The 19,495-nt window shown below is 44.0% G+C and carries 22 protein-coding genes; 16 read left to right on the plus strand and 6 right to left on the minus strand.

Annotation, left to right across the window (positions count from 1 at the left end; translation table 11 throughout):
- Nucleotides 1-37: 37 nt before the first annotated feature.
- On the minus strand, nucleotides 38-676 hold the full coding sequence (cysC, locus tag NKT06_RS09305; RefSeq protein WP_253432943.1) for an adenylyl-sulfate kinase: 639 nt from the start codon (nucleotides 674-676) through the stop codon (nucleotides 38-40).
- A 207-nt stretch (nucleotides 677-883) separates the two neighbouring features.
- On the opposite strand from cysC, the gene NKT06_RS09310 reads away from it, so the two are divergent.
- Both NKT06_RS09310 and pdaA read left to right on the plus strand, forming a co-directional pair.
- Complete coding sequence (locus tag NKT06_RS09310; protein WP_091014632.1) at nucleotides 884-1,294, plus strand: hypothetical protein; 411 nt, start codon at nucleotides 884-886, stop codon at nucleotides 1,292-1,294.
- 96 nt (nucleotides 1,295-1,390) lie between these two features.
- A complete protein-coding gene (gene pdaA, locus NKT06_RS09315) occupies nucleotides 1,391-2,170 on the plus strand; it encodes a delta-lactam-biosynthetic de-N-acetylase (protein ID WP_253432946.1) in 780 nt (259 codons plus the stop codon).
- Between the two features lie 193 nt (nucleotides 2,171-2,363).
- On the opposite strand, the gene NKT06_RS09320 is transcribed toward pdaA, so the two are convergent.
- Together NKT06_RS09320 and NKT06_RS09325 are read right to left on the minus strand one after the other, a co-directional pair.
- Complete coding sequence (locus NKT06_RS09320) at nucleotides 2,364-3,212, minus strand: DegV family protein (protein ID WP_253432950.1); 849 nt, start codon at nucleotides 3,210-3,212, stop codon at nucleotides 2,364-2,366.
- A gap of 105 nt (nucleotides 3,213-3,317) precedes the next feature.
- On the minus strand, nucleotides 3,318-3,788 hold the full coding sequence (locus NKT06_RS09325; protein ID WP_253432953.1) for a hypothetical protein: 471 nt from the start codon (nucleotides 3,786-3,788) through the stop codon (nucleotides 3,318-3,320).
- A 332-nt stretch (nucleotides 3,789-4,120) separates the two neighbouring features.
- On the opposite strand from NKT06_RS09325, the gene NKT06_RS09330 reads away from it, so the two are divergent.
- Nucleotides 4,121-4,507, plus strand: a complete 387-nt coding sequence (locus NKT06_RS09330; protein ID WP_091032639.1) for a DUF423 domain-containing protein — start codon at nucleotides 4,121-4,123, stop codon at nucleotides 4,505-4,507.
- A 125-nt stretch (nucleotides 4,508-4,632) separates the two neighbouring features.
- Here NKT06_RS09330 and NKT06_RS09335 read toward each other — a convergent pair whose 3' ends face one another.
- Nucleotides 4,633-5,211 carry a hypothetical protein gene (locus NKT06_RS09335; RefSeq protein ID WP_253432956.1) on the minus strand — a complete coding sequence of 193 codons (579 nt, stop codon included), beginning with the start codon at nucleotides 5,209-5,211 and terminating at the stop codon, nucleotides 4,633-4,635.
- A gap of 447 nt (nucleotides 5,212-5,658) precedes the next feature.
- Between NKT06_RS09335 and NKT06_RS09340 the strand changes: the two genes are divergently transcribed.
- The 3 genes from NKT06_RS09340 (at nucleotide 5,659) to NKT06_RS09350 (ending at nucleotide 7,193) form a co-directional block, all read left to right on the plus strand.
- On the plus strand, nucleotides 5,659-5,919 hold the full coding sequence (locus NKT06_RS09340) for a hypothetical protein (RefSeq protein ID WP_253432960.1): 261 nt from the start codon (nucleotides 5,659-5,661) through the stop codon (nucleotides 5,917-5,919).
- 145 nt (nucleotides 5,920-6,064) lie between these two features.
- Nucleotides 6,065-6,673, plus strand: coding sequence for a hypothetical protein (locus NKT06_RS09345; RefSeq protein ID WP_253432963.1), 609 nt, complete (start codon nucleotides 6,065-6,067; stop codon nucleotides 6,671-6,673).
- A gap of 217 nt (nucleotides 6,674-6,890) precedes the next feature.
- Complete coding sequence (locus NKT06_RS09350; protein WP_017689545.1) at nucleotides 6,891-7,193, plus strand: YunC family protein; 303 nt, start codon at nucleotides 6,891-6,893, stop codon at nucleotides 7,191-7,193.
- 118 nt (nucleotides 7,194-7,311) lie between these two features.
- On the opposite strand, the gene mtnA is transcribed toward NKT06_RS09350, so the two are convergent.
- Nucleotides 7,312-8,385, minus strand: coding sequence for an S-methyl-5-thioribose-1-phosphate isomerase (gene mtnA / locus NKT06_RS09355; protein ID WP_253432967.1), 1,074 nt, complete (start codon nucleotides 8,383-8,385; stop codon nucleotides 7,312-7,314).
- Nucleotides 8,386-8,408: 23 nt separating this feature from the next.
- Nucleotides 8,409-9,626: an S-methyl-5-thioribose kinase gene (gene mtnK / locus NKT06_RS09360; RefSeq protein WP_253432970.1), complete on the minus strand. Its 1,218-nt coding sequence runs from the start codon at nucleotides 9,624-9,626 to the stop codon at nucleotides 8,409-8,411.
- Nucleotides 9,627-9,924: 298 nt separating this feature from the next.
- Between mtnK and NKT06_RS09365 the strand changes: the two genes are divergently transcribed.
- From NKT06_RS09365 to NKT06_RS09410, 10 genes are all read left to right on the plus strand, one after another.
- Nucleotides 9,925-10,386 carry a Dps family protein gene (locus NKT06_RS09365; protein ID WP_017689542.1) on the plus strand — a complete coding sequence of 154 codons (462 nt, stop codon included), beginning with the start codon at nucleotides 9,925-9,927 and terminating at the stop codon, nucleotides 10,384-10,386.
- 124 nt (nucleotides 10,387-10,510) lie between these two features.
- Complete coding sequence (locus NKT06_RS09370) at nucleotides 10,511-11,086, plus strand: DUF1802 family protein (protein ID WP_253432973.1); 576 nt, start codon at nucleotides 10,511-10,513, stop codon at nucleotides 11,084-11,086.
- 371 nt (nucleotides 11,087-11,457) lie between these two features.
- Entirely contained in the window at nucleotides 11,458-12,240 is a 783-nt protein-coding gene (gene sufC, locus NKT06_RS09375) for a Fe-S cluster assembly ATPase SufC (RefSeq protein ID WP_062833524.1), read from the plus strand.
- Between the two features lie 25 nt (nucleotides 12,241-12,265).
- Entirely contained in the window at nucleotides 12,266-13,570 is a 1,305-nt protein-coding gene (gene sufD, locus NKT06_RS09380; RefSeq protein ID WP_091014617.1) for a Fe-S cluster assembly protein SufD, read from the plus strand.
- On the plus strand, nucleotides 13,567-14,787 hold the full coding sequence (locus NKT06_RS09385) for a cysteine desulfurase (protein ID WP_091032625.1): 1,221 nt from the start codon (nucleotides 13,567-13,569) through the stop codon (nucleotides 14,785-14,787). The genes sufD and NKT06_RS09385 overlap by 4 nt, the downstream gene beginning before the upstream one ends.
- Nucleotides 14,777-15,208, plus strand: a complete 432-nt coding sequence (gene sufU / locus NKT06_RS09390; RefSeq protein WP_017689537.1) for a Fe-S cluster assembly sulfur transfer protein SufU — start codon at nucleotides 14,777-14,779, stop codon at nucleotides 15,206-15,208. The genes NKT06_RS09385 and sufU overlap by 11 nt, the downstream gene beginning before the upstream one ends.
- A 20-nt stretch (nucleotides 15,209-15,228) precedes the next feature.
- Nucleotides 15,229-16,626 (plus strand): Fe-S cluster assembly protein SufB, encoded by a 1,398-nt coding sequence (gene sufB, locus NKT06_RS09395; protein ID WP_053780522.1) that lies wholly within the window; start codon nucleotides 15,229-15,231, stop codon nucleotides 16,624-16,626.
- A gap of 284 nt (nucleotides 16,627-16,910) precedes the next feature.
- Nucleotides 16,911-18,260 carry a jacalin-like lectin gene (locus NKT06_RS09400; RefSeq protein WP_253432976.1) on the plus strand — a complete coding sequence of 450 codons (1,350 nt, stop codon included), beginning with the start codon at nucleotides 16,911-16,913 and terminating at the stop codon, nucleotides 18,258-18,260.
- A gap of 208 nt (nucleotides 18,261-18,468) precedes the next feature.
- The gene (locus NKT06_RS09405) at nucleotides 18,469-19,188 is read left to right on the plus strand and encodes a M23 family metallopeptidase (protein ID WP_253432979.1); all 720 of its coding nucleotides are present in this window, start codon (nucleotides 18,469-18,471) and stop codon (nucleotides 19,186-19,188) included.
- A gap of 151 nt (nucleotides 19,189-19,339) precedes the next feature.
- Nucleotides 19,340-19,480, plus strand: coding sequence for a hypothetical protein (locus tag NKT06_RS09410; RefSeq protein WP_017689533.1), 141 nt, complete (start codon nucleotides 19,340-19,342; stop codon nucleotides 19,478-19,480).
- Nucleotides 19,481-19,495 lie beyond the last annotated feature (15 nt).

Consider the following 19,495-nt stretch of genomic DNA (forward strand, 5'->3'; position numbering starts at 1 on the left):
CGCCTTTCATGTAAGTACATTAGTATAATGACAAGGGTTAATGAACCAATGCTGTATTGGAAGGGATCGGAAGCTGGAGAGCGCCAATCTGTTCCAAATGTTGTACGATCTCTTGCACCGCTTCCTCAATGGACGATTGCTCTGTATCAATGATGAATGAAGGAGATTTTGGTACATCATAGGGGGCCGAAATGCCTGTGAAATGCGGGATATCACCGTTACGTGCTTTTTTGTATAGACCCTTAGGATCACGCCGCTCACATTCTTGAATTGAACAGCGCACATAGATTTCAATAAAATCATCTGGTTCAAATAACTGTCTGACCATCTCCCGATCCTGTTCATGAGGAGAGATAAACGCCGAAAGGACAAACAACCCGGCATCTACCATTAACTTGGATACTTCGCCAATTCGCCGCAAATTTTCTTGACGATCCCCTGTTGTAAAACCGAGATCACGGTTCAGTCCATGACGTACATTATCCCCGTCCAGAACATAACAGCGTACGCCTTGGTCGTAGAGATACTGCTCCAGGGCAAATGCAAGGGATGACTTTCCTGCACCTGATAACCCGGTAAACCAGATGGCACGACTACGGTGCCCATTATGTTTCTCCCGGTCCTGTCTGTTGATGCTGGATGATTGCCAGGTTATATTGCGATCTTCCTTCGCCATGAGTATCCCGCCTTTTCCCTACCATGATATGTATAATATTTTAACATATTTACAAGATTATAGCACCTTACAGATTTCTTCAAAATAAGCGTGAATCGACAAAATATCGGGTATAGATGTAGTACATACATAAGCATTATGCATATATCCAAGGAGTATTTTGCATGAAATGATGTAAAATGCTCACATCGCAGGAGGAACAATGTCATGAACGAAAACATACAAAACATACAAGTTGGATTTAAATGCCCGGATTGCCATCAAGAGGTTCGAGTGGAATTTATAGATGAACAGGTCAGCACAGTTCGATGTAAAGGTTGTGACAGAGCGTATACCCTGTTGAAGCCAACCATTGGTGATGAGATTCTTCTGGATTGGGAACAGGAGGCATTGTATCACAAGCTGAGGGCAGAACGGTCTGAACTGGATAATCACAATATGTCCGCCTTGATTATCAAAGTTATCGAGCTGCTTACATGGCGTGATCGGGGAGATGGACAGACTCGTGCCATACAGACCGTAAGGGAATGGCTTGCCTCCAGTGGCAAACCCCAGACCTTGCTTGAATTGTTCTATCAATCTCCTCCACAACCTGAAAATAAACGTTTTGATCGTTAAGGATTTACATACATTAGCTGTTCCTGTGGCATATTACCTGAAGGTGTTCGTGTGTGCAAACGACTAACCGAATTTTCAGGAACAGGAGCGGATGGAATGAAGCGAATGGTTCTATATATACTGGTGGCACTGTTATCCATCAGTATGGTACCGGCACAGACTGAAGCATCACCGGTTACCGGAGCATATCACTTTGGCTTCAAAAAAAGTCAAAATGGTCAGCTGCCCTCCATTGATCAGGAAGGCTTCAAATCGATCTTACAACATAACGATGCCATTTTCCTGGGGGATACGAAGCAAAAGGAGTTGTATCTCACGTTTGATAACGGGTATGAGAATGGATTCACGCCTGCCATACTGGATGTTTTGCGTACCAAGAAGGTCCCAGCTGCTTTCTTTGTAACAGGTCATTATCTCAAAGATCAGCCCGAGTTGGTCAAACGCATGGCGGCTGAAGGTCATATCGTCGGTAATCATTCATGGAGTCATCCTGATATGACCCGTATCTCCAATGAAAAACTTAGAGTGGAACTGGAGAAGGTCAAGTCGGAGGTGAATCGTCTGACTGGTCAACAAGCGACCTTTTTACGCCCACCGCGCGGAATCTTTAACAATCGCACGCTTGCGGAGAGTCATGCTCAGGGTTATGTGAATGTGTTCTGGTCTGTTGCTTATAAAGACTGGGATACCAATGTGCAACGTGGTGCACAATATGCTCATCAGGAGGTACTGAAGCAACTTCATCCGGGGGCTGTCATTTTGCTTCATTCGGTATCCAAAGACAACACGGAAGCACTGGCTTCCATTATTGATGAGGCACGTAAACAAGGGTATGTATTTAAAAGTTTGGAAGATTTGCGGACCAAAAATTATTGATCTGTATCGTAATGAACAATGGATTGAACGTAGGTCATTCCATTGTTTAGCAAAATATTAAAGGGCATCCTGAGCGAGTAAGCTCGGAATGCCCTTTTTAGTTGGATTGGAATGCCAGTCCACGTTTTGAATGTAACCACATACAGATCCAGAAGAAAGGAGTGGGTAATACGATAAGATGTAGCGTGTAATACTATAAAACAGTGTTATAGATGATTCCAATCGTTTTTGGGCCGCAGTGACTGCATATTACACACCCAGCAGTGGTTAGTTCCACTCGAGCACCTGTCTGTTCCTGCAAAGACTTCTGCAAGTCCAGCGCATCCTCTTCGGCCATGGTGTGCACAACGATCAGCAGGTCCGGATCGATCTGATCCTTCTGGCTGAGCGTATTATTCAGCATTTGTTCCAGCACTTTCTCCCGTTTACCGCGCACTTTATAGGCAGGTGCCATCTTACCATCCGTTACCCGGATGACAGGACGGATCTTGAGCAGGCTGCCAATCAGGTTCTGCATGCCCGAACAGCGTCCGCCTTTATGCAGATACTCCAGGGTATCGATGACAAATTCGGTGCGTACATTTGGTTTCATCGCCTCAATCAGGTGTGTAATCTGAGTCAGGTTTTTTCCTTTATCGGCAGCAGATACAGCTTTCATCACCATCAGCGCAATTCCTGATGAGAGATTCTGTGAGTCAATGACCGATATTCGACCTTCCGGGAATTCGGAGCTCGCTAGTCGTGCATTTTGATAGGTAGAGGAAAGTTCAGAAGATAAGCTGATATAAAGAATCTCATCCCCTTGATCTATGTAAGGTTGAAATGCCGTCATGAAATCAGCGGGGGAAGGTGCAGCTGTTTTGGGAAGACGCCCATCTTGGCTGACACGTTCATATAGCTGTTCAGGCTTAATCTCTGCACCGTCTTTCAGTGATTCTTCACCGAACACCACATATAAAGGGATGATGCCGATATCGTGCTGCTGGATCCATTCTGGAGCCAGATCACTTGTGCTGTCCGCAAAAATTTTGATTCGTGACATGTCAATCTCCTTTGAAAACAATGATTTTGGCAGAAAATATAGATTATACTTATGCGTAGACCTATTCATTTTAATTATAAGGAAACAAGGCGCTGATGCAAACCGTTACATCATGTTCATGCCTATCACAATAAGTGCAACGAATAACAGAATCATCATTCCATTTAATATGGTCCCGATCATGGCAAAGACTTTCTTTCGATTCTTGAGGACAAGACCAATAATTCCAAGGATGCCTCCGGCAAGATTGAGAATCAGGCCGACCATAATGGCTAATGAAGCCAGAACCACTGCTGGATGCAAGGCTATCTCTTCTGCTTGCAACGGGGTGAGGACTCCGATGGACTCATTTATAGCCATGGTGGCAATAAAGAATATCAGAATGTAACCCAAGATCGCAACCAATCCAATGACAAAGCTGGCGATACCAGGTCCGGAATGTTTCAGTGGTGCTAATGGTTGTCTCTCCTGATCTGCCGGGAATTCTTCATACCTATTGTTATTGTATTGATCTGCATGACCAGGGTTTTGATCCGTGTTGTTATAACCTGAATTATAAGAATCGCGATTATCCATAATTGTGACTTGCCTCCCTTAATCATCGTATTTAGTGTTATTAACCTAATCGATGAGTAATTACTAGCTTCAACCCATTTTCTAGGAACTGAAAACCAATCTTTTTGAACTTGCATTTAAAATACAACGATGACATACCTGTTTACTTTTCCATAAATATCGATAAAAATCAAGGATTTACGCTTGTTTCCTACAATTTATAGGGCGGAGATAGAATTGTTAAGTATAAACAGACATATAATCTTTGAAGCTTCGTCCCGACTGGCAAAGGAGGAGTGGATTCGCTACAATGATAGGAGTGAAGAGTAGTTGAAATAAGGGAGAGAACTTACATGCAACGAAGATGGATGATGCTTGGAGCTGTAATGACCATGCTATCGGTGGCGATCGGCGCGTTTGGTGCTCACATGCTCAAGGATACGATTGGGCCAGCGGCCATAGCTACATATGAGACGGGTGTACAATATCACATGATTCATGCATTGGGTTTGCTCATTATTGGCTTGACGGCTGGTCAGCTTGGGGCATCGACGAAACTAAAGTGGGCAGCACGTTTGTTGTTTATCGGCATTATCGTGTTCTCGGGTAGTTTGTATGTGCTTAGTATTTCTGGTATCAAGATTCTAGGAGCCATCACACCCATTGGTGGGGTAGCCTTCATTGCCGGATGGTTGTTATTGGCATTAGATGTATGGCAGCGAGGTAAGGATCGCTCCTGATCGGGCCGAAGAAATCTCGGAGGGTTCAATCCTACATGAACCATTAAAACTAAAAAAGCAACTTGCGTTAGAATGTCCCGTCATTCTAACGCAAGTTGCTTTTTGTTTTAATCCGATGAAGTTAGTTACAGAAACTCATCGATTTCATTGGTTCGGAACGTATACACCTGTTTTTCATCGACATGGTATATGCTCACAATACTAGTATCCCGATCAAAATTTAAAATCCGGCATGGAATGCTCTGATGTTTACCGTTCTTGTTATTGACCACAATACGAGTGAGTCGATTCTCTTTAATGAGCGTGTCAATCCACGCATCAAACGAATTTCCTTCGGAAGCGTTGGATGTTTGGGGGGCAGTTTTTTTCTCACTAACTGGTTTTTCTTGCTGATTCTGTGTTTTGGCTGGAGCAGGTGAGGCAGGTGTCTGAGTTGCAGTGGACGCCTTCTGTGCAGCGATGGCTTGTGATTTTTTGCGTTCGTTGTGAAGTGTGACGAAAGAGTCCTTTTTGGACTGGAGTGTCGCTTCAATAATTTTGCCTAGCTCTATGCCGGATTGAATCCGAAAGTCCGCAATTTGTTCCTCTTTGTTTATGAACTCCAACAGGGACTGCAGTGCCAATGCATTTGAGCGGCTCTTAATAAGTATATCGACATTAAACAAAAAGCCGATTTCCTCTTGATTGGATAAGGTTTCTTTCATTCATCCCAGCCCCGTTAAAAGATATGTCAGCTCAAAAAAACGCTTCAATACACTATATCATTAAAAATGAAATTATCATAGTGCTAGAGAAGCAGAAAATGATTATGGTTCATTGGGTAAATATTACAGATAAACATCATTATTCGGGTCTTTATTAGGTATCCACAAGACAATTCAGAATGAGGAAAACAATGATCGTGACCATGTGGAAGAGGAGGTGCATCAAGAAAAGAGTGGGCTTATTAGATCGGTAAGGAATAGTTCAGAAATATAATACCTGTCTTCTCAAAATCAACTCCGTAAAGGTTGAACTTTATTTTACTTTCTCTATAATATTGATCTCCAAAATAGTATCATGTCCAACTCTAAGCATCTGTACTTTATTATGTAACAGTCCTCTTCTCGTTATGATACAATGTGTTTATCACATATTAAGGAATGAAGACCATGCGTCAAGAGGACAGTGTATTTGAACAAATTATGAAGCAGAAGAGATTGAAGCCGATCAAGCCTGAAACTAATAAACTTCAAGTCAAACCAATACATAAAAAGAAACTAGTTCAGGAGCAATTAAGTGAAATGGATGGTCAATTCAAAAAGTCGGTAGCTGAATCAATAGACCGCAGTGTACTTCATAGACGTGTACTGGGAATTAGAAGAGAGTTAATAGAGATAAGGCGATTAAAGAATGATGAGCATACGTTTTAAGGTAGCCCCAATTTGATTCACCTTGGGTGAGGGTAGTTTTTATTAATGCGTTTATTTTCAACGTAATCACTTACATCTAATCCCATAGACCCACTCCTTGTGGCATGGTATAATTATTCCATAATTTAGGAAACGAGGTCTATATATGAAGAAGTTGGTTTTATCGTTTTTAGTCATTCTATTACTCGTCACTTCAACTCAATTGGCTCCAGTAACAGCAGCTACTAAGTATGATTTTAAAAATGTTAATTGGGGAATGACAGTTAATCAGGTTAAAAAGAAAGAGAAGTCGAAATTGTTAGATACAACCAAAATAAAGGATATTTCGTTATTGGAGTACAAAACAACAGGATTCAGAGTCAACGCAAAACTAGTATACATATTCTATAAAAACAAATTAGTACGTGCAGTATATGAGATTTTTCCTAATGATACTAAGAAAACCACTATGGATAAGTACTATAAATACTTCAGCATAAAACGTGATCTCTTTGATGAATATGATGCTTCAATTAACTTCAAAGATGGTTTAACTCCAAGTGGGAAACGAGTACTTTATGATAGTGAAGACGTAGAAAAAGATTTAGTCTCGGGTGCTATTGCTCTTGAATCTAATTGGGTAATTGACAAGAAAAAAACCAGCATTAGTTTAATGTTGGCTAGGGTTACTGATGCTGTAAGGCTTAGAGTAATATACACGGATTATAACTTAAAGTATGACCTTGATGAACTTATAGACGCTCAAAAATATTAATGATTATTATGAGAGCTACCTCGTTTCCGAGGTGGCTTTTTTAATATTTCAAAGAAAAAGCATACTTTTACATCTAAGTCTGAGAGAAGAATTACGAATAATATATTTGAACTGTAAGTACCTACATTTTCTCAAACACGGCAGGTGTCCACACGACAATCCCGAATGAGGCATACAATTATCGTGACCTGTGGAAGAGGAGGTGGATCGGGAAATTATGGTGACGATGGAGCCCATTGTAGTTGGAGAGCATGTATTGGTTGGGGTAGAAGTCAAGCTGCCCAAAACAACGTTGTTGACCATTAACACATCCAAAGGATATATCATGTGCGGAGCACTCGATGTGGGATTACTTAATGAGAAGCTCGGGGATCGCAAAATTATTGCGGCTCGGGCGGTTGGTGTGCGTACACTGGAGCAATTGCTGCATGCACCTATGGAGTCGGTGACAACAGAGGCCGAGGCTATGGGCATTACGGTTGGCATGACGGGTGTAGAGGCTTTGTTGAAAATGATCTAATCACTAACAAAAGGGCTCCCCATATGGGAAGCCCTTCTTTAGCATCATAATACTGGCCTGGCACAACGTAGGCACCAACGCTATACACGACACTCTCTTCTTAAATACTCTTATTAAATTAAGCTTCTTCCTTCGCGAACAAGGCAGCCAGGTTTTCTTGGAAAGGAGCGCGAACCACGCCTTTTTCCGTGATAATAGCTGTTACATATTCGTTAGGCGTTACGTCAAATGCTGGATTAAATACTTTAACACCTTGCGGTGCTGTACGTTTACCAAATCCTTCAGTTACTTCCTCGGCAGCTCGTTCCTCAATCGGAATAAGATCTCCGGATGGAGTAGACAAGTCGATGGTCGACAATGGGCTTGCTACATAGAACGGAATATTGTGAGCCTTGGCAAGCACGGCTACGCTATAAGTTCCGATCTTGTTAGCTACGTCACCGTTCGCTGCAACCCGGTCTGTTCCGACAATAACGGCTTGAATCCAACCTTTGGACATGACCATGCCTGCCATGTTATCACAGAGCAGAGTAACGTCAATGCCAGCCTGCTGTAATTCAAATGCAGTCAGTCGTGCACCCTGAAGTACAGGACGAGTCTCGTCTGCAAATACTTTCAGGTGAATGCCACGTTCCTGTGCCAGATACATTGGAGCGGTTGCCGTACCATATTTCGCTGTAGCTAGTCCACCTGCATTACAGTGAGTGAGAACACCCATGCCATCTTCGAACAAGGGCAGTGCATTCTCGCCGATCATGCGGCATACTTCCTCGTCTTCCTTCTGAATCAACAGAGCTTCTACTTCAAGAGCATCATTGCCCTCTTCCAGGCTCATGCCGGATTCAACGACCTCATTTGCTTTTTGCATCATACGATCCAGTGCCCAGAACAGGTTCACCGCTGTTGGACGGGAAGTAGCCAGATGAGCACATATGGATTTTACGTGATCCAGCCAGCCTTGAATAGTTGTTCCGTCGTATGATTTGGCACCCAAAACCACACCAAATGCAGCAGCAATACCAATCGCTGGAGCACCGCGTACTTTCATGGAGTGGATGGATTCCCATACTTCCTCGGGTGTATAGAGTTTCAGCATAAGAATAGTTTCGGGCAACAGACGCTGGTCAAGCATTTCAAGTTTGTCCTTTTTCCAGATCAGAGAGGACAGAGGCTGATATTCAGGGGTTGTCATGGGTGGTTCCTCCGTTCCTTATGTTAAGCCTTAGTCGTAGTAACAGCTGTAGATACAATATCCAGTACTTCACCGATGGTATTCAAGCGACGATTATTTTTGATCAACGCTTTGCCAATGGCCAATGATTTACGCTGAGAACGTTCACGTTCAGTTGCATTTGGAATGGTATCTATATCCGCTACGTGAGCGAGTCCCACGATACGACGAACCATTTTGGCACCTGCAAAGCCGATCGAATCCCTGAACAATTGTTGCACATACAGCTCCTGATACCCAGGCGTTTTTGCCATCGGATCCACCAGGTCATTAGCCCAGAGGGCACGGAAACGGGATTCAAATTCAGTCCATACATCACGAACCATATTCAGCAAAAGCGTTTCACGCTCACGCAAAGCAGTCTCATCCTGAATCCATCCTGGCAGGGATGCGTAATTCAAGAGCAGGTTCGCAAGGACTGCACCGACATCGAATCCCATGGGGCCGTAAAATGCAAATTCGGGATCGATGACTTTGGTCGATTCAGGTGTAACAAAAATACTGCCTGTGTGCAGATCTCCATGAAGCAGTGCCTGTCCATGTGTCAGGAATTTTTCCCGCAGCAAGGCTACTTCAAGGTGAAGCTCCCCATCCGTTCGAAGGGCTTCAGCTTCATCTTCAATGGAAGCATCATAATTATTTTTTTCAGCGATCCGGTAGGGTTCATCAAAGATCAGATCTTCCGTTATTTTGCATTGATCCGGATTAATGAATCTGCCCTGTTGTTCCTTCTTCAATTGCTGATCCATGCCCAAGTCGGATGTAAAGAACAGTGTTCTTGCCATGAATTCCCCAATATGCTGTGCAAAAAGAGGATAGGAAACACCTTCGATCAGACCTTTGCGCATGATCACATGATCACTCAGATCTTCCATAACCGTTAACGCGAGGTCATCATCGTAATGATACACTTCGGGTACCATCCCTGGACACAGACGGTACTCTTCTTGAAGAATTTCACGTTCAATTCGGGCACGTACGAGAGAGAGTGGCCATGATTCTCCAACCACTTTCGCATAAGGAAGCGCCTGTTTGATAATGATACTTTTATCGGAGTTCTGATCCGTGATGTGGAATACCAAATTCAGATTGCCGTCGCCGATCTCGTGACAATCCAGATTTGCATCTGCCGCAAATGGACCCGGTAATGTTTTGGCCAGTTCAATTGCATCCTGGGGGGTTAAAGGGCGATATTCGGACAAAGGTGCCACCTCCATATATATGAAGAAACAGGAAAACCCACTTCTTTGCTTGGTATATGTCAGTATATCGGAAATAGCGCGGTTTTTGAACTTTTTTTTGAGACAAGCCAAGTTGATCCTGATTCGAACTTCCTGTTCAAGGGTAAAAACAAATAGGCCGGACAGTTGAGAGAAACGCTGTTCATAAGCCTCTCCGCTACCAAGTGGTGATACATGGTTAACTCTCTGTTATGCATTGCGGGACAACCTGCTTATCATGGCATGACAGACTAATTTTAAATAAAAGGATGGGATTCATATGGCTACAAAAAACAAAACAGATCAAGCGAAATCGGTGGAACAAGTACTTAATCGTCAGGTAGCTAACCTGAACGTATTGTATGTCAAAATTCATAACTATCACTGGTACGTTAAAGGACCTAACTTCTTTACGTTGCATGTGAAATTCGAAGAGTTCTACAACGAAGTTACCGTGCAAATGGATGAAATCGCGGAGCGTATTCTTACGCTAAAAGGTAGCCCGGCAGCTACAATGAAAGAGTATTTGGAACTTTCCTCTATCCAGGAAGCAGCAGGTGGCGAAGACGCGAAGACAATGGTGCAAAACCTGATCGAGGACTTCGCTACACTTTCGAATGAATATCAGGAAGGTATCGAGGTTGCAGATGCAGCTGAAGATCAACCGACATCCGATATGCTGACAGGCTTCAAGGCTGACCTTGAGAAACACATGTGGATGCTTCGCTCTTTCCTTGGTTAATACAGCCAAGATTTAATCTAATACAAGTATGTTTCTTACGTAAGCTTTCTGATCCCAATCATGTTGTCAGAAACGCCTTGAGCGTCTATACTGCTGACAAGAATGATAGGGGGAGGAACCGCTTATGTTAGAACCAATGATACCAGCTTTAAAAGAATGGGCTTCAGCAATCAAAGCACTGGAATCGGGTCGCCAAATTATGGTGATGCGCAAAGGTGGGATTGTAGAGGAAACCCGACATTTTGAGCTGAAAAGTCCGGCGTTTTACCTGTATCCGACTTATGAACATCAGCGTAAAGAACTGATTAAGTCCTCGGATCAATCCTATGTTGAAGAATCATTGGCCGAATGGGTGCCCGAAGCTTCGACAATCCGTATTACTGCATATGCCGAAGTAACACAGGATCTGGAGATACGAGATCAGGAGATGCTGGATCGACTTCTTGACTTTCATATGTGGACAGCGGATTTTGCCGAAGACCGTTTGAAATGGAAACGGAAAGATCCGCTCCATGTATTGATTTTACGTGTGTACCTTTTGAAAGAACCGATGGAAATCCCCGTTTTGCCTGAATATAATGGCTGTCGTTCATGGATTTCTATTCCGAATGGTCCGGTGCCGCGCGAAATGACGCCGGTGGTGGACGTTGCGGATTTTGACGAACAGGTACAGAAGATTAACGAGATGCTCAAATTGTAATATTATTAATGAAGGGGCTTGTCCATAATATGGATAAGTCCTTTTTTTAGATTAGTGTGTAGCAGATATGATGAAAGCTTGATTTTCTGTGATTTTTCTCACTGTCCATCTCGGCGGGAGATGTTTTCTCATTTGATTCAATCTGGTATTTATTATAGAATCAGAAAGAATAATGTTTCCTGCAAGGAATAAACACTGTTAGGAAATAGCTTGATTATCATTGAGAATCAGTTTAGAATTATTCTAAAGTGTTCTTGCTTTGAAGATTCGAGTACAAGAGAAATTCAGGGGAAGCCCTGTTCAGATATAATAGGCGCTTTTTCGTTTTCGACAGTAAACATCAATTTAATCAATGGAGGGAAACAATACACATGGCTACGAATTTCGTCATTGAAGGTCTGAAAGCGACGATCGAAGGTAAGGAAATCCTGAAAGGCATCAACCTGGAAATGAAAGGTGGAGAAATCCACGCAATCATGGGTCCGAACGGAACAGGTAAATCAACTCTGGCTTCTGCATTGATGGGTCATCCGAAATATGAAGTAACTGACGGTACAATTACACTTGATGGTGAAGATGTATTGGATATGGCAGTAGATGAGCGTGCACGTGCAGGTCTCTTCCTGGCTATGCAATATCCAAGTGAAATCGCTGGTGTGACTAACTCCGACTTCTTGCGTAGTGCAATTAACGCACGTCGCGGCGAAGGTAACGAGATCTCCCTGATCAAGTTCATTCGTCAAATGGAAGGTAAAATGAAAGAACTCGACATGAACCCTGAGTTCGCTCACCGTTATTTGAATGAAGGTTTCTCCGGTGGTGAGAAAAAACGTAACGAGATTCTGCAAATGATGCTGCTTGATCCGAAAATCGTAGTACTCGATGAAATTGACTCCGGTCTGGACATCGATGCTCTGAAAATTGTGGCAAACGGTGTAAATGCAATGAAGAGCGAAGATCGTGGTTTCTTGATCATCACTCACTATCAACGCCTGCTTAACTACATTACTCCTGACTACGTACACGTTATGATGCAAGGTCGTATCGTGAAATCTGGCGGACCTGAACTGGCACACCGTCTGGAAGCTGAAGGATATGACTGGGTTAAGGAAGAGCTGGGAATTACAGACGAAACTGTAGGTCAAGAAGCGTAAAGACAAAACGGAGGAGGATTAATTAATGACTACACAAACAATTCTTCCGGTTGAATCTGAAGCGCTTCGCGCCTTGTCGGAAAGCAACAATGAACCCGGCTGGTTGACCGAACAGCGACTCGAAGCTTTGAAGCTTGCGAGTGGGCTTGCGCTTCCTAAACTGGAAAAACAAAAAATCGAACGCTGGAATGTCAGCGAGTACGGAACATATAAAACAAGTGAAGCTATTTCTTCTTTGACAGAAGTACCTGCTTCTATCAAAGATCTGGTTCAGGATCAAGCTGAAGGCAGTCTGGTTATCCAGCGCAATTCCGGTACAGTATACTCCAAGGTGTCTGCAGATCTGGCAGCAAAAGGAGTTATCTTTACGGATCTGGCTACAGCGGTTCGCGAACACGGCGATTTGGTAAAATCATATCTGAACACAGCGGTGAAAGCCGATGAGCATTCTCTCGCTGCATTGCATGCGGCACTTTGGAATGGTGGGGTCTTCCTGTATGTTCCGAAAAATGTTGAAATCGAAGTACCACTGCAAGCAGTGTTGCTTACCGATGATGCATCTGCAACGTTTGCACCTCACGTGCTCGTAGTTGCAGAAGCAAACAGTTCAGTAACTTATGTTGACAACTATGTATCTGGCGAACTGTCCGCACCTGTTTTCCATAATGGTGTTGTGGAAGTATTCGCAAAATCCGGTGCTAAAGTACGTTTTGCATCGGTTCATCAACTGAGTGTGAATGTAACTGATGTTTCATTCCGTCGTGCAGTGTTGGAGAATGATGCTTCCATCGAGTGGATTGTAGGCGAAATGAACAATGGCGACACAGCGAGCAACACGATGACCGTGCTGAAAGGCAATGGATCAAGTTCTGATTCCAAAGTTATTGCTGTAGGTTCCGGTTCCCAGAAAATTAACTACACCACAGAAGCTCGTCACTTCGGCAAGAATACGCCAAGTCAGATGATTACACGTGCAGTTATGCGTGAAGAAGCTTCTGCAATCATCAACGGCATCACGAAGATTGAGAAAGGCGCTACCAAAGCTGATGGACAGCAGACAGAGAAAGTGTTGATGCTGAGCCCTAAAGCACGTGGAGACGCCAACCCAATCCTTCTGATTGATGAGGATGATGTAACAGCAGGTCACGCGGCTTCTGTTGGTCAAGTCAATGCCGAGCAGATTCATTACTTGATGTCGCGCGGAATTAACCGTACGGATGCCGAACGCCTGATCATCTATGGCTTCCTGGCTCCGGTGGTGGCGGATATTCCTCTGGAAGCACTGCGCACCCAATTGCAGTCCCTGATTGAGAAGAAGCTGGGACAATGAACCCGTCCATTCGCGAGCAGTTCCCGATCCTCCACCAGGAAATTAACGGACACCCGCTCGTATATTTAGATAGTGCTGCAACTTCACAGAAGCCTCGTGCTGTGATCGAAGCAGTCAAACATTATTATGAGTATGAGAACTCCAACGTACATCGTGGTGTTCATACCCTTGGAAGCCGTGCAACCGACGCTTACGAAGGCGCACGTGAGAAGGTAGCCAAGTTTATCAATGCCCGTAGTACCCAGGAGATTATCTTTACCCGCGGGACAACGACAGCCCTGAATCTGGTGGCTTCATCATACGCCCGCGCCAATTGCAAAGAAGGCGATGAAATTGTTATCACACAAATGGAGCACCATAGTAATCTGATTCCTTGGCAGCAGGTTGCCAAGGAGACAGGTGCAACATTGAAATACATCCCGCTTCAGCCTGACGGTCATATTGAATTGGCTGATGTCGAGAAGACGATTACGAACAATACTAAAATTGTAGCAATCGCATATGTATCCAATGTTATGGGTCTGATCCATCCCGTGAAACAAATTGCTGAAATTGCACACCGCAATGGTGCTGTCATCGTTGTTGATGGCGCACAAAGCACACCTCATATGAAGGTGGACGTGCAGGATCTGGACTGTGATTTCTATGCATTATCCGGTCATAAAATGTGCGGACCAACCGGAATCGGTGCACTCTACGGCAAAAAGGCGCTGCTGGAGTCCATGGAACCCATTGAGTTCGGCGGTGAAATGATCGATGATGTAGGTCTATACGAATCTAACTGGAAAGAGCTTCCTTGGAAGTTCGAAGGCGGAACCCCGATTATCGCAGGTGCGGTAGGTTTGGGAGCTGCCATTGATTTCCTGGAACAGATTGGTATGGATGAGATTGCACATCATGAGAGCGTGCTGGCAGCTTATGCAACGGAACGTCTGGCCGAGATCGATGGGTTAACCATCTATGGCCCAGCGAAGCGGCATGTGGGTGTGGTTACCTTTAATCTGGGGGATGTTCATCCGCATGATGTGGCAACCGTACTGGATGCGAGTGGCGTAGCCATTCGTGCCGGACACCATTGCTGTCAACCGCTAATGCGCTGGCTTGAAGTTAGCTCAACAGCTCGCGCCAGCTTCTATCTATACAATAACGAACAAGATGTAGATCGGCTTGTCAGCGCCTTAATCCAGACAAAGGAGTACTTTGGCGATGCAACTTGATGATCTGTACAGACGTGTTATAATGGACCACTACAAAAACCCGCGTAACCGCGGAACATTTGATAATGACGCTGTCACGGTGAATTTGAACAATCCAACGTGCGGCGACCGGATTTCACTGCAAATTTTGCTGAAAGACGGAATCGTTCAGGAAGCCAAATATACGGGTGAAGGCTGCTCCATCAGCATGTCCTCTGCATCAATGATGACGGAGGCCGTCAAAGGCAAAACGATGGAACAGGCACTCGATATCGCTAACCGTTTTTCCTCACTGATGAAAGGTGAAGAAGTCGATTTCGACGATTATGAAGATCTCGAAGCCCTATCCGGTGTGAACAAGTTCCCTGCACGCATCAAATGTGCCACTCTGGCCTGGAATGCATTACGCAAAGGGATTGACGAAGAGAACAAAGTACAATAACGATAGGGAGGTAGAGCAAGATGGCTAAAAAAGCACCAGAAATGGAAGAGTATAAATATGGTTTTCGCGACGAGCACAAATCCATCTTTCAAACCGGTAAAGGTCTTACTGCAGAGGTAGTTACCGAGATTTCCCGGATCAAGAACGAACCGGAATGGATGTTGGAATTCCGACTGAAATCCTTGAAACAATTCGAAAAGATGCCAATGCCGAAATGGGGCGGAGATCTCGACGGATTGGATTTCAATGAAATTCAGTACTACGTTCGTGCTTCTGAAAAACAAGGGAAAACATGGGAAGAGGTTCCTTCTGAAATTAAGGAAACCTTTGACAAATTGGGTATCCCTGAAGCAGAGCAAAAGTTCCTTGCAGGGGTATCGGCTCAGTATGAGTCTGAGGTTGTATACCACAACATGCAAAAGGAATTGGAAGATCAAGGTGTAATCTTCATGGATACGGATACGGCTCTCAGAGAGCATCCGGAAATCCTGCGTGAATATTTTGCAACAGTTATTCCGCCAGCAGATAACAAATTTGCTGCATTGAATAGTGCGGTATGGTCCGGAGGAAGCTTCATCTACGTGCCTAAGGGCGTTAAATGTGAAGTGCCTCTGCAAGCCTACTTCCGGATTAACTCCGAGAATATGGGACAATTCGAGCGTACACTCATCATTGCGGACGAAGACAGTTTTGTTCACTATGTAGAGGGCTGTACAGCTCCGATCTACAGCACGAACTCACTGCACAGTGCGGTCGTTGAGATCATTTGTAAGAAAAATGCCCGTGTTCGTTACACAACGATTCAAAACTGGGCACCAAACATCTACAACCTCGTTACGAAACGTGCGGTTGCAGAAGAAAATGCAACGATGGAATGGGTCGATGGTAACATCGGTTCCAAACTGACGATGAAATATCCAGCGGTTGTACTGAAAGGCCGTGGAGCTAAAGGTTCCGTACTCTCCATCGCTGTTGCTGGTAAAAACCAGCACCAAGATGCAGGTGCGAAAATGATCCACTTGGCTCCGGATACAACATCTACAATCGTATCCAAGTCCATCAGTAAACATGGTGGTAAAGTAACGTACCGTGGTTTGGCTTCCTTTGGACGTCAAGCTGAGGGCGCGAAATCCAATATCAAGTGTGATACACTCATTCTCGATAATGAGTCCACATCAGATACAATTCCTTACAATGAAATCATGAATGATAACATCATGCTGGAGCATGAAGCTACGGTATCCAAAGTGTCTGAGGATCAACTCTTCTACCTGATGAGCCGCGGTTTGACGGATGCTGAAGCTACACAGATGATCATCATGGGATTCATTGAGCCATTCACGAAGGAATTGCCAATGGAATACGCCGTTGAGATGAATAGATTGATCAAATTCGAAATGGAAGGCTCTATTGGTTAATCCAATACAGCGCCTTTTGATACCGTGAAGTTGAACCTTACTGTTGATGTTAAGCGGCAGTAAGGCTCAGGTGTTCGCATATGAATATAAGAAAGATCAAGGGAGATATTCCCTTGATCTTTTTTTGTTGCCCAAACAAGATGATGAGAAAGTGGTATGTGGGATCAATTGGTCAGATATTTCTGACTGAAATATTAGATTATACAAATGAATAGAACAGATTTATTCTTCCATTAACGAATGTTACATATATTTGAATAGATTCTAATATGAGGAGGTATATGATGCGAAGAAGTATAGTTAAAAAGGGAGCAGCCTTGGTATTGTCTGCTGTTGTTGCCTTTACGAGTTTTCCGTTATTTTCATCAACGGCAAGTGCAGAAGATGCTGTAATGGTATCCGGTTCATTCAACGTACTTAGTTACAATGTAGGTGGTCTTCCGGATCTGGTATCCAGTTCCAATCCTAAGGAGTACACTGTTCAGATATCTCCCAAATTAAATGACTATGACATCATTAATGTGCAAGAGGATTTTAATTATCATAATGAGTTGATATCCCAGGTCACTCTGCCGTATTTAACGACAACAAGCGGAATTGCGGGTTTTGGTAGTGGGTTGAACAGTCTGTCCAAATATCCATTCCGTGACTTGAAGCGTATTACCTGGGATAAGCGATCCGGTCTTTTTGACAATGGAAGTGATGAATTGACTCCAAAAGGGTTTACAGCAGCTACATATGAGATCGCACCTCAGGTGAAAGTGGACGTGTACAACTTGCATGCAGACGCAGGGAGCGATGAAAAATCGCTTGAGGCCAGACGAGATAATATTAAACAACTCTCCAATTACATAAAGGAGCACTCGGACGGAAATGCGGTTATCGTATTCGGGGATACCAATACACGCTACACCCGTGCGGCTGACAATATAGAGTTGCTCATGACTGAGAATGGATTAAGCGATCCGTGGATCGATTTGATTCGAGGTGGAAACATTCCCGCTGATGGGGATGCTCTTATGGATGCAAGCGATATACATGGTCCGAACTATGAAATTGTCGACAAAATTTTGTATCGAGGAAGTAAAGCGTTGTCCCTTAATGCACAGAGCTATCGTTTAGAAAATCAAACGTTTGTTGATCCGAGTGGCAAGCAACTCTCTGATCATTATCCGATTACAGCAGAATTCGTGTACAGTACTTCTTCTCAGTACCAACTTAGTTCAACGATTGGAGGATCCGGGGGGACCGGGTTTAATGACCTAGATCGAATTCCGGATTCCAGACCTAGCTCAGTAGTGCTCAACTCGGGCAATCGTGTAGACGGCATCTCAACGTTGTACAGGGATGGAACAAATCTGGCACATGGTGGTCAATCGAACATTGCTACACTTAACTTGGCAGACGGAGAGTACTTAACTCAGGCAACAATTGGTCAGGGGACACGAAATGGAGGTAAACGGATCTTTTACGTGGAGTTGTCGACCAACCTTGGAAATAAAATTGAAGGCGGACAAAAGACATCAGATCAAATTAAACTTGAGGCACCGATAGGGTGGTATATCGCCGGATTTTATGGAAGAGCAGGACAGGAATTGGATCAGTTAGGTGTCATATGCAGACCTCTGAATTAGAAGTATGTAGTGGTTGAACTAAAAACATAGGATGTAACTGATAAGCTTAATCATAGTAGCATCGCGCGCCGCTTGGAATATACCTTGGTGAGACCAGAAGGTTTCCCTAATGATATTCTGAGCGGTGCTTTTTTGTAATAAAATAAGACCAATAGCACAAGCCATTTCATAGATTTAAGCATTTAATGATAGAAAAGGATGTGAGTGTATGAGCGTGAACCCTTTCGAGGGATATCGGATTACAAGTTCATTCGGCTATCGCATTCATCCCATTCATGGTGGACAGACATTTCACCGCGGAATTGATCTCGTGACAGAGCCCTGGAATGGCCCCGTCTATGCCTTTATGGAAGGCAAGGTACGTTTTGCTTCCGAAGGAGTTACAGGCTCCGGATTCGGCGGTTACGGGCTTACAGTTGCCCTTCAAGATCATCGAGGCTATTTGCATTGTTATGCTCACCTTTCGCGTATTGCCGTAACTGTTGGACAGCAGGTGAAGCGAGGTCAGCTGATCGGTAATCAGGGAAGCACGGGTCAGAGTACTGGCCCGCATGTACATTATGAGATTCGTAAAACAAGTGCACCATCTTACGGATATACAGCCAGTGAAGAGGGTGTGACGGAACCGGGTGCATATCTAGAGGCCGAATATGGAACTGCAACTCAGGAACAGGAGGCTCTGCCGATGACCACGGAGCAGAAGAGAATATTTGAAGCCATGCAGAAAATGCTGGAGATTCAAGGGGAATGGATTCAGCAACAGGAGCAACTTTCCAATATGGATTGTCCCACATGGGCGCAGCAAGCGTTTGATTATTATCGACCGTTTATTATGAACGACAAAGGCAGTTATGATTTTTGGAGATTACTTGTTATCATGCACCGCAAGGAAAAAGGCATCCAGGTTCATTCGGATAAGAATATATAGATCATTCAGAAGTACGGGATTTATGAATAGGTCGAATCTTCAGGGCAGAACCAGGCAGGCAACCAATTGTGGAATGTTGCCACTTCGCCCGGTTCATTAGGTCGGTGAACGTCATATGTTAGGGTATACCTGATGAAGAGGAGGCAATCACATGAGCGAAGTAGGATATGGCTGTGGAGGCAACGTAGGCGGAGTAGGTGGCGTTGGTGGATACAATATGTTCACTAACACTGGTGCAATCTTGGTACTGTTCATTCTGTTGGTTATCATCACAAAAGCATTCTGCGTGTAATCCAACATGATCGAA

Origin of the sequence: Paenibacillus sp. 1781tsa1 (assembly GCF_024159265.1) — a bacterium.
Classification (GTDB): domain Bacteria; phylum Bacillota; class Bacilli; order Paenibacillales; family Paenibacillaceae; genus Paenibacillus.